Genomic DNA, 14,546 nt, shown 5'->3' on the forward strand with positions numbered 1-14,546 from the left:
TCCAGAATCAGTCGATCCCCACGAACCCTCCCGTCTGGTGTTGCCACAGTCGCGAGTAGAGGCCGCCGTGAGCCAGCAATTGGGCATGGCTGCCGCTTTCGGCGATCTGGCCTTTTTCCAGGACCACCAGCCTGTCCATTCGCGCAATCGTGGACAGGCGGTGGGCGATGGCAATCACTGTCTTGCCTTGCATCAGGGTTTCCAGGCTCTCCTGAATCGCCGCTTCCACTTCCGAGTCCAGGGCCGAAGTGGCTTCATCCATGATCAGGATAGGGGCGTCCTTGAGCAGGACCCGGGCGATGGCGATGCGCTGGCGTTGCCCGCCGGAGAGTTTCACCCCGCGCTCACCCACGTGGGCGTCCAGGCCGGTGCGGCCCTCGGCGTCCGACAGCAGCGGGATAAACTCATCGGCGCGCGCCTTGCGGATCGCGTCCCAGAGTTCCTGGTCGGTGGCATCGGGCTTGCCATACAGCAGGTTGTCGCGGATCGAGCGGTGCAGCAACGAGGTGTCCTGGGTGATCATGCCGATGCGTTCGCGCAGGCTTTCCTGGGCCACTTCGGCGATGTTCTGGCCGTCGATCAGGATGCGCCCGCCTTGCAGGTCGTAGAGGCGCAGCAGCAGGTTGACCAGGGTCGACTTGCCAGCCCCGGATGGGCCGATCAGGCCGATCTTTTCCCCTGGCGCGATCACCAGGTTCAGGCCACCGATGATGCCGCTGCTTTTGCCGTAGTGGAAATCCACCTGTTCAAAGCGCACTTCGCCCTGGGGCACGCTCAGGCGCGGGGCGTTCTCGCGGTCGATCACCGCCAGCGGCTGGGCGATGGTTTTCAGGCCGTCCTGGACCATGCCGATATTCTCGAAGATGCCGTTGACCACCCACATGATCCAGCCCGACATGTTGACGATGCGGATCACCAGGCCAGTGGCCAGGGCAATGGCGCCGACCGAGATCAGCGACTGGGTCCACAGCCACAGGGCCAGGCCGGTGGTGGTGACGATCAGCAGGCCGTTCATGCTGGTGATGACCACGTCCATGCTGGTGACCACGCGGCTGGCCAGTTGGGTTTTTTCGGTCTGCTCGATGATCGCTTCCTTGGCGTACTCCTGTTCGGACTGGGTGTGGGCGAACAGCTTCAAGGTGGTGATGTTGGTGTAGCCATCGACGATGCGCCCCATCAATTTGGAGCGCGCCTCGGACGAGATCACCGAGCGTTCCTTGACCCGTGGCACGAAGTAACGCAAGGCCAGGCTGTAGGCGATGATCCAGGTGACCAGCGGGATCATCAGGCGCCAGTCGGCTTCGGCGAACAGCACCAGGGAGCTGATGGCGTAGATCGCCACGTGCCAGATGGCATCGACGGCGGCGACGGCCGAGTCGCGCAGCGAGTTGCCGGTCTGCATGATGCGCTGGGCAATACGCCCGGCAAAATCGTTCTGGAAGAAATTCAGGCTCTGCTTGAGCACATAGCTGTGGTTCTGCCAGCGGATCAGGCTGGTCATGCCAGGGCTGATGGTCTGGTGCACCAGCAGGTCGTGCAGGGCGCCGAAGATCGGGCGCAGCAGCAGGGCGACCACGGCCATCCAGATCAACTCGGTGGCGTGGAGCTGGAAGAAATTGGCCGGTGGCGTGCCCTGGGCCAGGTCGATGATGCGGCTCAGGTAGCTGAACAGCGCCACTTCAATCAGCGCGCCGATCAGGCCCACCACCAGCAGCGCGGCGAAGCACGGCCACACCTGGCGCAGGTAATAAAGGTAGAAGGGCAGGACTTTATCGGGAGGGGCCGCGCTGGGAGCGTCGCGGAAAATATCGATCAGTTGTTCAAAGCGACGATAGAGCATTAGGTCTGACGCCCGCCGCGCGGGCTCTCCTTGTTAAATGCGCGCGCAGCCTTGTGGGCCGCGCGCGAGACTCCCGGTCGTTCAGTCGATGACTTTGGCCGACTTGATCAGCACAGGGTCGATGGGCACGTTTTGCATGCCTTTCGTGGTGGTGGTCTGCGAGTTGACGATCTGGTCTACCACGTCCATGCCACTGACAACTTTGGCGAAGACCGCGTAGCCAGCATCGCGACCCGGGTCAAGGAAGGCATTGTCGGCAACGTTGATGAAGAACTGGCTGGTCGCCGAGTTGGGGTTGGAGGTGCGTGCCATCGACAAGGTACCGCGCACGTTATGCAGGCCGTTGCTGGCTTCGTTGCGGATCGGGTCCTTGGTGTCTTTCTGGACCATTTGTGGGGTGAAACCACCGCCCTGGACCATGAAGCCTGGAATCACACGGTGGAAGATGGTGTTGGTATAGAAACCACTGTTGACGTACTCCAGGAAGTTCTTGCTGGAAATCGGCGCCTTGACCGGGTCAAGTTCGATTTCGATTTTGCCAAAGCTGGTGTCCAGCAAGACATGTGGTGCCTTGGCGTCAGCTGCCATCAGGTTGGCAGCAAACAGAACAGAACCGGCAAAGAGGGCGATTTTTTTCAGCATGGGTCAGTGATCCTGAGTAGTGGTTTGAACGGTCATGAGAAAATCGAGCAGGGTGGTGTTGAAGGTTTCGGGTTGGTCCAGCGGTGTGGCGTGGCGCGAATCTTCGATCACCACCAAGCGCGCATCGGGCAGCAGTTTTACATAGATTTGTTTCTGTGCCACCGGGGTGTAGTCATGGTCGGCGCTGATGACCAGGGTTGGACAGGTGATCCTCGAAAGTCGTTCCTGCACCCCCCAGCCCACAATCGCATCGAAGCTGGCGAGGTAAGCACGTTTGTCGTTTTTTGCCCAGCGTTCGCGCATTTTACGTCGCAGGTCGGCTTGCCCGGGCTTGGGGAACAGCCGGTCGCCGAGCGCCTTGCCGATGGTATCCAGGCTGAGCACACGCGCCAGGCTCCAGCGCTTGGCCCATTGCCAATAGTCATCGGCGCTGCGCACCTTGACCTCGGGCGTGCTGTTGACGATACACAGGCTCTTGAGCCTCTGCGGTTGCTCGACCGCCAGTTGAAAGGCGATCATCCCGCCCATCGACAGGCCCACCACATGGGCGGCAGGCAGCTGCAGGTGTTCGATCAGCGCCACCAGGTCGGCGGTAAAGCCGGCAATGCTGTAGCGCTCCCGGGGCTTGTCGGAGCGCCCGTGACCGCGCACATCCAGCAGCACCAGGTGGTAGTGCCGGGCCAGCACCGGTATCTGCAACTCCCAATCCTGGCAACTGGAGCCCAGGCCGTGGATCAGGATCAGCGGTACGCCGTGGCCATATTCCTCGTAATGCAGGGTGCAACCTTCATGCTCGAAATAGGCCATGGGTGAACTCCGTGTCAGGCTTGCCGGGGTGCGGCAAAGGGGGCGTCCAGCGGTGCGGTGTCGAAGGTGCGCAGCAGCTCGACGAGAATCTGCGTGGCCGGGCCCAGGGGCTTGTCCTTGTTCGAGTACAGGTAGAACGTGGGGTGGCGGCTGGCGCCTTGCTCCAGGGGCAGTTGCTTGAGCACGCCTTCCTTGAGTTCGCGCTCGATCAGGTGCCGGGGCAGCCAGGCAAACCCCAGGCCGCTGCCGACGAAGGTGGCGGCGGTGGCCAGGCTGCCCACGGTCCAGCGCTGTTCGGCGCCGAGCCAGCCGACGTCCCGCGGTTGCTGGCGACCGGAATCGCGGATCACCACCTGCATCTGGCTTTCCAGGTCCTGGAAGCTCAACTCACGGTTAAGCCGGTGCAGTGGGTGTTCGGGATGGGCCACGGCGACAAATTCCACGTCGCTCATTTCCGTGCCCAGGTAGCCGGGAATATTGAAGCCGCAGATCGCCAGGTCCGCCACCCCTTCGATCAACAGCTCTTCGACCCCGGACAGCACTTCTTCGCGCAGGCGCACACGGCAGCCACGGCTTTGCGGCATAAAGGCGGTGAGGGCGCGTACCAGGCGGGCGTTGGGGTAGGCTGCATCGACCACCAGGCGCACTTCGGCTTCCCAGCCTTGTTCCATATGGTGGGCCAGGTCTTCCAGCTGGCTGGCGTTTTTCACCAGTTGCCGGGAGCGGCGCAACAGCACTTCGCCGGCGTCGGTGAGCACGGCCTTGCGCCCGTCGATGCGCAACAGGGGCACGCCCAATTGGTCTTGCATGCGGGCCACGGTGTAGCTCACCGAGGATTGCGAACGGTGCAGCACTTCGGCCGCCTGGGCGAAGCCGCCATGGTCGACCACGGCTTGCAATGTGCGCCATTGATCAAGGGTCACGCGGGGCGCTTTCAAGATGAGCTCCTGTTGTCCTAAGCTGGCAGTCCTTACTGGAGACTGGCGAATGAGAAAATTCTGTTGTGTGTTGCTGGCACTGTTGCCGTTGAGCGCGTTTGCCTACCCGATCGATGTGTCGAAATCGATCAAAGGCGTCAGCGTCGATTACAACGCGTCTGATGTGGACGGCGATATCAGCTCTATCCGGCTCAGTAACTACGGGACTAACGACGCCGCGTGTACGGTAGCGTTTACCAATGGCCCTGAGCCGGCGCGGGTGCGCAAGGTCAGCGTGCCCGCCGGGAAAAGCACCAACACCACGGTCAAGTTCAGCCGCGCGATTATCAAGATGCGCATCAAGCTGACCTGCGAACCCAAGTAACGCGCTGCGCAGCCCTGTGGCTGTGCTCCGCTTATAAACAAATTTATAGATGGTTTATAGCAGTTTTTTACGCTTTTTTATCGAACGGGCTCTGTTTAATCTTCGCTTCATTGACTTACAGCAATTACCGATGGAGCTTACAAAGCCATGTCCAACGTTCTGATCATCGAAAGCAGCGCCCGCCATCAGGATTCGGTTTCCCGTCAACTGACCCAGCAGTTCATCAGCCAATGGCAGGCTGCCCACCCGGCCGATCAGATCAGCGTGCGGGACTTGGCGGTCAACCCGGTGCCGCACCTGGACGCCAACCTGTTGGGCGGCTGGATGAAGCCGGTTGAACGGCGTAGCGCCGATGAGCAGGCTTCCCTGGACCGCTCCAACCACCTGACTGACGAACTGCTGGCTGCCGACGTGCTGGTGATGGCTGCGCCGATGTACAACTTTGCCATCCCCAGCACCCTCAAGGCCTGGCTCGATCATGTGTTGCGGGCCGGCGTGACCTTCAAGTACACCGCCACCGGCTCCCAGGGCCTGTTGACCGGCAAGCGCGCCTTTGTATTGACCGCCCGTGGTGGCCTCCACACCGGCGCGAGCAGTGATCACCAGGAACCTTACCTGCGGCAGGTCATGGGGTTTGTCGGCATCCATGACGTCACCTTCATTCATGCCGAAGGGGTGAACCTGGGGGGCGACTTCCAGGAAAAGGGCGTGAACCACGCCAAGGCGTTGCTGGCACAGGTGGCCTGAGGCGTTAATCGCCAGATAATCGCGTGCTGTTTCTATAACACCACGCAGCCCTTCAAGTTCGCGTATCGAACCTCCCTTTGCGCTCGTTGCTCCTGAGTGCTCCTGCCCGACTGCCGCTTTAGCGAAGTCGGGTTTTTTTTGCCTTGAGTTTCGTCCCGCCGCGAAAAACGCTACTGTCGCGCCCATTCCAATACGAGGCGCACATGGGCTATTTACTGATTGTCACGCTGATCCAGGCGTTTTCCTTCAGCCTGATCGGCGAATACCTGGCCGGTCATGTCGACAGCTATTTCGCCGTGCTGGTGCGCGTGCTGCTGGCCGGGCTGGTGTTTATCCCGCTGACCCGCTGGCGCTCGGTGGAGCCTGCTTTCATGCGCGGCATGCTGCTGATCGGCGCGTTGCAGTTCGGCGTGACCTACGTGTGCCTGTATTTGAGCTTCCGCGTGTTGACGGTGCCGGAGGTGCTGCTGTTCACCATCCTCACACCGTTGCATGTGACGTTGATCGAAGATGCGCTGAACCGGCGTTTCAACCCCTGGGCGTTGATTGCCGCACTGGTGGCGGTGGCGGGGGCGGCGGTGATCCGCTTTGACCAGATCAGCCCGGACTTCTTCATGGGGTTCCTGCTGCTGCAACTGGCCAACTTCACCTACGCCGCCGGGCAAGTGCTGTACCGGCGCCTGGTGGCGCGGCACCCGAGCGACCTGCCGCACTACCGGCGTTTTGGTTATTTCTACCTGGGGGCATTGGCCGTGGTGTTGCCGGCGTTCCTGCTGTTTGGCAAGGCCAACTTCCTGCCTGAAGCGCCGTTGCAATGGGGGGTGTTGGTATTCCTGGGCCTGGTCAGCACCGCGTTGGGTTTGTACTGGTGGAACAAGGGCGCCTGCCTGGTCAACGGCGGCACCCTGGCGGTGATGAATAACCTGCATGTGCCGGTGGGGCTGTTGCTCAACCTGCTGATCTGGAACCAGCATGAGCCGTTGGGACGGTTGTTCCTGGGCGGGGCGGTGATTGTGGCGGCGGTGTGGATCAGCCGGTTGGGGATTCGCCCTACGCCACTCTGCCGGCAATGATCGTTCCCAAAGGTGGGAGCGGGCGCTGCTGCGATGATCGTTCCCACGCTCTGCGTGGGAATGCAGCCCGTGACGCTCCGCGTCTCAGGCCAGATGGCGGGGCGCGGAGCGCCCCAGGAGGCGTGCCCACGCAGAGCGTGGGAACGATCTACAGTGCGGCTGTTTCGGGGGCAGGCAGGTGACTGGCCCCCAACACCGCCGGCAGCACCCCGGCCCGCAGGTCATTGCCACTGGGTTGCTGGTACAGGCTCAAGCCAAACTCCGGCAGCACCGCCAGCAGGTAATCAAAGATATCCCCCTGGATCCGCTCGTAGTCGGCCCACGCCGTGGTGCGGGTAAAACAGTAGATTTCCAGCGGTACGCCCTGGGAGGTGGTCTGCATCTGGCGCACCATGCAGGTCATGTTCGGCTGGATATCCGGATGGCTTTTGAGGTACGCCAGGGCGTAGGCGCGGAAGGTACCCAGGTTGGTCATGCGCCGGCGGTTGGCCGACAGTTGCGCGCTGTGGCCCTGGGCTTCGTTCCAGGCCTTCAGTTCCGCCTGCTTGCGGCTGATGTAGTCGGTCAGCAGGTGCACCTGGGTCATGCGCACTTCTTCATCGTCGCGCAGGAAGCGCACGCCCGCCGCGTCGATAAACAGGCTGCGCTTGATCCGCCGCCCGCCCGAGGCCTGCATGCCGCGCCAGTTCTTGAACGATTCGGACATCAGGCGCCAGGTAGGGATCGAGACGATGGTCTTGTCGAAATTCTGCACCTTGACCGTGTGCAGGGTGATGTCCACCACATCGCCATCGGCGCCGACCTGGGGCATTTCGATCCAGTCGCCGACCCGTAGCATGTCGTTGCTGGTCAATTGCACGCTGGCGACAAACGACAGCAGCGTGTCCTTGTACACCAACAGGATCACCGCCGACATGGCACCCAGGCCCGACAGCAGCAACAGCGGCGAGCGGTCGATCAATGTCGCGACGATGATGATCGCGCCAAACACGAACAACACCATTTTCGCCAACTGCACGTAGCCCTTGATCGAGCGCGTGCGGGCATGTTCGGTGCGCGCGTAGATGTCCAGCATGGCGTTGAGCAGGGCGCTCATGGCCAAGACCTGGAACAGGATAGTGAACGCCAGCGCCACGTTGCCGATAAACAGCGCACTGGTCTTGCTCAGCTCTGGCACCAGGTGCAGGCCGAACTGGATCACCAGCGACGGCGTCATCTGTGCCAGGCGATGAAAGACCTTGTTGTGGCGCAGATCATTGAGCCAATGCAGGGCGGGTTGGCGGCCAAGCAACTTGACGGCATGCAGGATCAGGTAGCGTGCCACCCGTCCGACCAGCAGGGCCACCACCAACAGCACCAGCAAAGCCAGGCTTGAATGCAGCAGCGGGTGTTGGTCCAGGGCACCCCAGAGGTCTTGGACGTTGAGCCAGAGCTGTTTGATATCCATGGTTTAACGCGATTCTTCTGTAAGACATGACGGGGCGATTAGAGCATTTAAGTGCTACAAAGTTGTGCAGACAGACAAATCACCTGACAAAAAACCATCTGTTTGGCCCACTTCGCGTAAAGAAACTCGGCCTGGGCGCCCGAAACCGTTACCCTATGCAGCTGATTTTTTGTATTTCTTCGAGGTAGCACCCGTGTTTTCCCAATTCGCCCTGCACGAACGCCTGCTCAAAGCCGTGGCCGAGCTTAAATTTGTCGAGCCTACGCCTGTGCAAGCTGCGGCCATCCCGCTCGCGCTCCAAGGGCGTGACCTGCGGGTGACGGCGCAAACCGGGAGTGGCAAGACCGCCGCTTTCGTCCTGCCGATCCTCAACCGTCTGATCGGCCCGGCCAAGGTGCGCGTCAGCATCAAGACCCTGATCCTGCTGCCTACCCGTGAGCTGGCCCAGCAGACCTTGAAGGAAGTGGAGCGCTTCTCGCAGTTCACCTTCATCAAGTCCGGCCTGATCACCGGTGGCGAAGACTTCAAGGTCCAGGCCGCCATGCTGCGCAAGGTCCCGGATATCCTGATTGGCACCCCGGGGCGGATGATCGAGCAACTGAACGCCGGCAACCTGGACCTCAAGGAAGTCGAAGTGCTGGTGCTCGACGAAGCCGACCGCATGCTCGACATGGGCTTTGCCGACGACGTGCAGCGCCTGGTCGAAGAGTGCGTCAACCGCCAGCAGACCATGCTGTTCTCTGCTACCACCGGCGGTTCGACCCTGCGCGAGATGGTCGCCAAGGTCCTGAACAACCCTGAGCACCTGCAGGTCAATAATGTCAGCGACCTGAACTCGACCACCCGCCAGCAGATCATCACCGCTGACCACAATGTGCACAAAGAGCAGATCCTCAACTGGCTGCTGGCCAACGAGACCTATCAGAAGGCCATTGTGTTCACCAACACCCGGGCCATGGCCGACCGTATCTACGGGCGCCTGGTGGCTCAGGAGTACAAGGCGTTTGTGTTGCACGGTGAGAAGGACCAGAAGGACCGCAAGCTGGCCATCGACCGCCTCAAGCAGGGCGGCGTGAAGATCCTGGTGGCCACCGACGTCGCCGCGCGCGGCCTGGACGTGGAAGGCCTGGACATGGTGATCAACTTCGATATGCCGCGCAGCGGCGACGAGTATGTGCACCGTATCGGCCGTACCGGGCGTGCCGGCAACGATGGCCTGGCCATCTCGCTGATCTGCCATGGCGACTGGAACCTGATGTCGAGCATCGAGCGCTACCTCAAGCAGTCGTTCGAGCGCCGCACCATCAAGGAAGTCAAAGGCACCTACAGCGGGCCGAAGAAGGTCAAGGCCTCGGGCAAGGCTGTGGGCGTGAAGAAGAAAAAGGTCGACGCCAAGGGCGACAAGAAGAAAACCGGCGCCAAGTCGCCGACCAAGCGCAAGATCGCCAACCGGCCGAAGACCGACAACCTGTCGTTGGTCAGCAAGGACGGCATGGCGCCGCTCAAGCGCCGCAAGCCAGAAGCACCGGCTGCTGAATAAAAAGTGGCGCCATAAAAAACCGGACAATGTCCGGTTTTTTTATGCCCTCAGTTTTTCGCCTTGGCCGCCGTTTCCTTCAGTTCCTTGAGCCGTGCCGGCCAGCAGAGAGTTCAGCTCAATCGCCTCCGGGCCCGTTGAAACTGTCAAATCGGTAATCTGGCACTAAGCCAACTGACAGGCGTCGATCCCTACTCTGCGGTCATTCAATTGACGGGAACGGAATCGGCATGTACTCCAACACTTCTCGACGAACCTTCGTCAAAGGCCTGGCTGCGGCCAGCCTGCTGGGCGGCGCGGGCCTGTGGCGGCCGCCGGGCTGGGCCCTGGCCAGCCCCGGGCCACCGGGNCGGGTGTGCTGGCGGGCAGCGAGTTTGAGCTGTTTATCGGCCAGACCCCGGTCAATATCACCGGTAACGTGCGCACCGCGTTGACGATCAACGGCAGTTTGCCAGGCCCGCTGCTGCGCTGGCGTGAGGGCGATACCGTGACCCTGCGCGTACGCAATCGCCTGGCGGAGCCGACGTCGATCCACTGGCACGGCATTATCCTGCCGGCGAACATGGACGGTGTGCCGGGGCTGAGTTTCAAGGGGATCGAGCCGGGCGGGGTGTATGTCTACCAGTTCAAGGTCAACCAGCACGGCACCTACTGGTATCACAGCCACTCCGGGCTCCAGGAGCAGCAAGGGGTCTACGGCCCGCTGGTGATCGACCCCAAGGAGCCCGAACCCTTCACTTACCAGCGTGACTACGTGGTGATGCTCAGCGACTGGACCGACGAAGATCCCGCCGCCCTGATGAAAACCCTGAAGAAACAGTCCGATTACTACAACCTGCATAAACCCACCGTGGGCGACTTCATCAAGGATGTGGCCGACAAGGGCTGGTCGGCCACGGCTGCCGACCGCCTGATGTGGGCGCAAATGAAGATGAACCCCACGGATCTGGCGGACGTCAGCGGCACCACCTACACCTATTTGATGAACGGCCAGGCCCCTGCGCAAAACTGGACCGGGCTGTTTCGCGCCGGTGAGAAAATCCGCCTGCGCTTTATCAACGGCTCGGCCATGAGCTACTTCGATGTGCGTATTCCAGGCTTGAAGATGACGGTGGTGGCGGCTGATGGCCTGCCGGTGAAACCGGTCAATGTGGATGAGTTACGCATCGCCGTGGCCGAGACGTATGACGTGATCGTCGAGCCAAGCGAGGCGGCCTACACCCTGTTTGCCCAAGCCATGGACCGTACCGGCTATGCACGCGGCACCCTCAGCCGCCAGCCGGGATTGCTGGCGCCGGTTCCAGCGCTGGACCCGCGCCCCTGGTTGACCATGGACGATATGGGGATGGGCGGCATGGACCACGGCGCCATGGGCGATATGCCGGGCATGGACCATGGACAGATGGCCGGGATGGACGGCGGGGCGATGCAAGGCATGTCCGGCATGGATGGCCAGAGCATGGCAGGCATGGACCACAGTGCGATGCCCGGCATGGACCACAGCGCGATGGCGGGGATGTCGATGCAAAGCCATCCGGCCAGCGAAAGCAACAACCCGCTGGTGGACATGCAGGCGATGAGCACCTCGCCCAAGCTCGACGACCCGGGGATTGGCCTGCGAAACAACGGACGCAAGGTCCTGACCTATGCCGACTTGCGCAGCACCTTTGAAGACCCCGATGGCCGCGAGCCCGGCCGTACGATCGAGTTGCACCTGACCGGCCATATGGAGAAGTTCGCCTGGTCCTTCGATGGGGTGAAGTTCTCCGATGCCGAGCCGCTGCGGTTGACGTATGGCGAGCGGGTGCGGCTGGTGCTGGTCAACGACACCATGATGACCCACCCGATTCACCTGCATGGCATGTGGAGCGACCTGGAAGACGAAAACGGCCAGTTCATGGTGCGCAAACACACGATCGACATGCCGCCGGGCTCGCGTCGCAGCTACCGGGTGACGGCCGATGCCCTGGGGCGATGGGCCTTCCACTGCCATCTGCTGTACCACATGGAAATGGGCATGTTCCGTGAAGTCCGGGTGCAAGAGTGAGGAGCCGACCATGAACCATCTATTTCGACCTGTTGCACTGCTGATCGCCACCTGTGCACCGGTGGCGCTGGCCACTGCCCAAACCATGGATCACAGCCAGATGCAGGGCATGGCGCCCGCCAAGCCGGCGGCCATCAGCCACAGTCGCACGCCGATCCCGGTGTTGACCGACGCAGACCGTGCAGCGGTCTACAACGCACCGGGTGGGCACAAGGTGCATGACAGCGGTCTCAACTCGTTGTTTGTCATCAATCAGTTGGAATGGCAGGGCTCCGACGATGGCAATGCCCTGGGGTGGGATGTCAACGGCTGGGTGGGCGGCGATATTGATCGCCTGTGGTTGCGCACCGAGGGCGAGCGCGCCAAGGGCAAGACCGAAAAGGCCGAGGTCCAGGCGTTATGGGGGCATGCCATCAGCCCCTGGTGGGATGTGGTGGCCGGTATGCGCCAGGACTTCAAGCCAGGCGACAGTCAGACGTGGGCGGCCTTCGGCCTGCAAGGCATGGCCCTGTACAACTTTGAAGCCGAGGCCACGCTGTTTGTCGGTGAAGGCGGCCAGAGCGCCGCGCGCCTGGAAGGTGACTACGACATTTTGCTGACCAACCGGCTGGTCTTGCAGCCCACCGCCGAAGCCAACTTCTATGGGAAAAACGACCCCGGGCGCGGGATCGGTTCCGGCCTGGCAGACACCGAGCTCGGGGTGCGGCTGCGCTACGAAATCCGGCGCGAGTTTGCGCCTTATGTCGGCGTGACCTGGAATCGCGCCTACGGCCAGACGGCCGAATACGCCAGGGATGAGGGCGAGGACCGCAACGAGGTGCGCTGGGTCCTGGGTGTACGCCTGTGGTTCTGATGGAACACCACTTTACTAATAACCTGCCGTCATGAGCGGCCAGGAGCCTTGCATGTCTGTGTTTAAAGCGGTTGCGCTGTGTGCTGGACTGTTGATGAGCGTGCCGGTATTGGCACATCCGACGTTGTTGTCTTCATCGCCAGCCGACGGGGCCAAGGGCGCTGCCCCCGCAACCATCGAGCTGCATTTTTCGGAGAACCTGATAACGCAGTTCTCCGGGGCCAAACTGATCATGACCGCGATGCCCGGCATGGCCCATTCGCCCATGCCGGTCAAGGCCAGCGTGTCGGGCGGCAGCGATCCCAAGGTGATGTTGATCAAGCCCACGGCGCCGCTGCCGGTCGGGACCTACAGGGTGGACTGGCGTGCGGTGTCGTCGGATACCCATCCCATCACCGGTAATGTGGTGTTCAGCGTCCAGCCATGAGTGACTTACTGGGTATCGCCTTGCGGTTTGCGTTGTACCTGGACCTGATGCTGCTGTTTGGCTTGGGGTTGTTTGCTCTGTATGGCTTGAAGGCGTCGGAACGAGTGTCCGGTGTGGTCTTGAATATCAAGGGCTGGCTGGCCGGCACGGCCATCCTGGGTGTGCTGCTTTCAATGGCTTCGTTGCTGGTGATGACGCGGGCCATGAGCGGCGAGCAAGCGTGGCAGGCCCTTGGGCCGCATGTGCAGATGATGCTGTGGCAGACCGAGCTGGGCTTGACCTGGATGCTGCGTATCGGGGCGTTGTTGATCGCGGTGCTGGCTGTTATGACCGGTGCGGCATGGCCCACCGGCAGTCTATGGCTGGCGACCTGGGCCGCCGGGGTCGCCCTGGCGACACTGGCCTGGGCCGGTCACGGCGCGATGAGTGACGGGGCGCTGCGCGTCTGGCACTTGATGGCCGACAGCGCACACCTGTTGGCGGCCGGCGCCTGGTTCGGGGCATTGGCGGCGTTTGGGTTGCTGTTGCTGCCTGGGAACACGCAGGACATTGCGCCAGTGAGGAGCCTGGCCAGGGCGCTGACCGGTTTTGAGGTGGTCGGCGCGGTGCTGGTGGCGGTGTTGATAGTCACTGGCGTGGTGAATTACCTGTTGGTGGTCGGGGCGACGCTGGACGGGATTACCCAGAGCACCTACGGCATTTTATTCAGCCTGAAACTGGCGTTGTTTGGGGTGATGTTGGCCATGGCGGCACTCAACCGCTTCCATCTGAGCCCGCTTCTGCTGCGGGCGGTGGAGACCGGCGAGCAGGCAATGGCCTGTCGTGCCCTGCGCCGCAGTTTGAGCCTGGAGTTTGGCGCGGTGCTGCTGATCCTGGGGTTGGTGGCAGGGCTGGGGACATTGGGCCCGATGTCGTCCGACTAGGCTGCGCGGCCCTTGAGGCACTTGAGGGACTGGAAATCGCTGCGCACCTTATCGATTCTCTGCACCAGCTTCTGGCGTTGCTGCGCCGTGCTTTGGGCCATCACGTCCACCAGCAGGCTACGGGCCGCGGCTTCGGTCTGGGCATAGGCCTGGCGATAGTCCGCGGTCCACAGGCTTTCACGGTCTACCAGCAGTTGCTCCATCTTGCGTGGGAAATCGTTGCTGGCCCGTTGCTGGACCGCCGCGATGAACTGCGCCTGCCACTGGGCGCGGTTGCCGATCCATTGCTGGTTCTGCGCGCCGAGGGCGGTGGACCAGGCCAGCACCCGCGCTTGCTGGCTGGCGCTTAACGGGCCCAACCAGGTATCCAGGCGTTTGCTCATGCGCGTGCTGCGGTCCTTGATCTGTTGCTCCAGGGGCGGCTTGAGGTATTCGTCCTGGCGTTTGCGCAGGTCCTTGGCCAGCGCTGCCTCCATCTCGCGCACCTGCTGCTCATCCAGCCCGCGCAGCAGTTCGATGGCCGATGGGGTGATTTGCCGGGCGACGTCGGCGATTGCCTGCTTGGCTTCGAGGGTGCGGGTTTGCAGGGCGACATCGCTGACTTGCTGGTGGACGACCATCTGTTGCAGGCGGTCGAGCCAGTCCAGGTAGCCGGGCAACTGGGTGGTGCAGTGCCAGGCGAGGTGTTCCTTGAGGGTGTCGTTGAACCAGCTTTTCTGCCCGGCATTCATGTCCAGGTAGTCGTTGAGGGTCCAGGGGATGATCACGTCGAGGTTGCGGTAGGCCAGGCCCACGCGGTTGCAACCGGCAAGCAGGAGGCTCAGGACCAGCAAGGCCACCAGGATTCTTAACCGACGCAGCATGGGCGAGTCCTTGCGCAGACCAGGGATGTTTATCTGAA

General features: G+C 62.0%; 13 protein-coding genes and 1 pseudogene. 8 read left to right on the top strand and 6 right to left on the bottom strand.

Features of this window, described 5'->3' with window-relative positions; genetic code table 11:
* Positions 1–7 precede the first annotated feature (7 nt).
* The 4 genes from AO268_RS05025 to AO268_RS05040 form a co-directional block, all read right to left on the bottom strand.
* A complete protein-coding gene (locus tag AO268_RS05025) occupies positions 8–1,840 on the bottom strand; it encodes an ABC transporter ATP-binding protein (protein ID WP_076962977.1) in 1,833 nt (610 codons plus the stop codon).
* A gap of 81 nt (positions 1,841–1,921) precedes the next feature.
* On the bottom strand, positions 1,922–2,482 hold the full coding sequence (locus tag AO268_RS05030; RefSeq protein WP_099168046.1) for a peptidylprolyl isomerase: 561 nt from the start codon (positions 2,480–2,482) through the stop codon (positions 1,922–1,924).
* A 3-nt stretch (positions 2,483–2,485) separates the two neighbouring features.
* Positions 2,486–3,289: an alpha/beta fold hydrolase gene (locus tag AO268_RS05035; RefSeq protein ID WP_099168047.1), complete on the bottom strand. Its 804-nt coding sequence runs from the start codon at positions 3,287–3,289 to the stop codon at positions 2,486–2,488.
* A 14-nt stretch (positions 3,290–3,303) separates the two neighbouring features.
* Positions 3,304–4,227: a LysR family transcriptional regulator gene (locus AO268_RS05040; protein ID WP_099168048.1), complete on the bottom strand. Its 924-nt coding sequence runs from the start codon at positions 4,225–4,227 to the stop codon at positions 3,304–3,306.
* A gap of 49 nt (positions 4,228–4,276) precedes the next feature.
* Between AO268_RS05040 and AO268_RS05045 the strand changes: the two genes are divergently transcribed.
* From AO268_RS05045 to AO268_RS05055, 3 genes are all read left to right on the top strand, one after another.
* The gene (locus AO268_RS05045) at positions 4,277–4,591 is read left to right on the top strand and encodes a 3-phosphoglycerate kinase (protein ID WP_076962981.1); all 315 of its coding nucleotides are present in this window, start codon (positions 4,277–4,279) and stop codon (positions 4,589–4,591) included.
* Positions 4,592–4,738: 147 nt separating this feature from the next.
* Complete coding sequence (locus AO268_RS05050; protein ID WP_099168049.1) at positions 4,739–5,338, top strand: FMN-dependent NADH-azoreductase; 600 nt, start codon at positions 4,739–4,741, stop codon at positions 5,336–5,338.
* Positions 5,339–5,541: 203 nt separating this feature from the next.
* Positions 5,542–6,411, top strand: a complete 870-nt coding sequence (locus AO268_RS05055; protein ID WP_076962983.1) for a carboxylate/amino acid/amine transporter — start codon at positions 5,542–5,544, stop codon at positions 6,409–6,411.
* A gap of 148 nt (positions 6,412–6,559) precedes the next feature.
* Here AO268_RS05055 and AO268_RS05060 read toward each other — a convergent pair whose 3' ends face one another.
* Positions 6,560–7,858: a mechanosensitive ion channel family protein gene (locus AO268_RS05060; protein WP_099168050.1), complete on the bottom strand. Its 1,299-nt coding sequence runs from the start codon at positions 7,856–7,858 to the stop codon at positions 6,560–6,562.
* Positions 7,859–8,051: 193 nt separating this feature from the next.
* Between AO268_RS05060 and AO268_RS05070 the strand changes: the two genes are divergently transcribed.
* The 5 genes and pseudogenes from AO268_RS05070 (at position 8,052) to copD (ending at position 13,645) form a co-directional block, all read left to right on the top strand.
* On the top strand, positions 8,052–9,398 hold the full coding sequence (locus tag AO268_RS05070) for a DEAD/DEAH box helicase (RefSeq protein WP_099168051.1): 1,347 nt from the start codon (positions 8,052–8,054) through the stop codon (positions 9,396–9,398).
* 227 nt (positions 9,399–9,625) lie between these two features.
* Positions 9,626–11,442, top strand: a pseudogene (locus tag AO268_RS05075) (copper resistance system multicopper oxidase).
* A gap of 10 nt (positions 11,443–11,452) precedes the next feature.
* Positions 11,453–12,295, top strand: coding sequence for a copper resistance protein B (locus AO268_RS05080; protein ID WP_099168052.1), 843 nt, complete (start codon positions 11,453–11,455; stop codon positions 12,293–12,295).
* A 52-nt stretch (positions 12,296–12,347) separates the two neighbouring features.
* On the top strand, positions 12,348–12,722 hold the full coding sequence (copC, locus tag AO268_RS05085; RefSeq protein WP_076962988.1) for a copper homeostasis periplasmic binding protein CopC: 375 nt from the start codon (positions 12,348–12,350) through the stop codon (positions 12,720–12,722).
* Complete coding sequence (copD, locus tag AO268_RS05090; RefSeq protein ID WP_099168053.1) at positions 12,719–13,645, top strand: copper homeostasis membrane protein CopD; 927 nt, start codon at positions 12,719–12,721, stop codon at positions 13,643–13,645. Before copC ends, copD begins: the two co-directional genes overlap by 4 nt.
* Here the strand turns inward: copD and AO268_RS05095 are convergent.
* A complete protein-coding gene (locus AO268_RS05095; protein WP_099168054.1) occupies positions 13,642–14,508 on the bottom strand; it encodes a DUF6279 family lipoprotein in 867 nt (288 codons plus the stop codon). The genes copD and AO268_RS05095 overlap by 4 nt on opposite strands.
* Between the last annotated feature and the right edge of the window lie 38 nt (positions 14,509–14,546).

Source organism: Pseudomonas sp. ICMP 8385, assembly GCF_002699915.1.
GTDB lineage: Bacteria > Pseudomonadota > Gammaproteobacteria > Pseudomonadales > Pseudomonadaceae > Aquipseudomonas > Aquipseudomonas gessardii.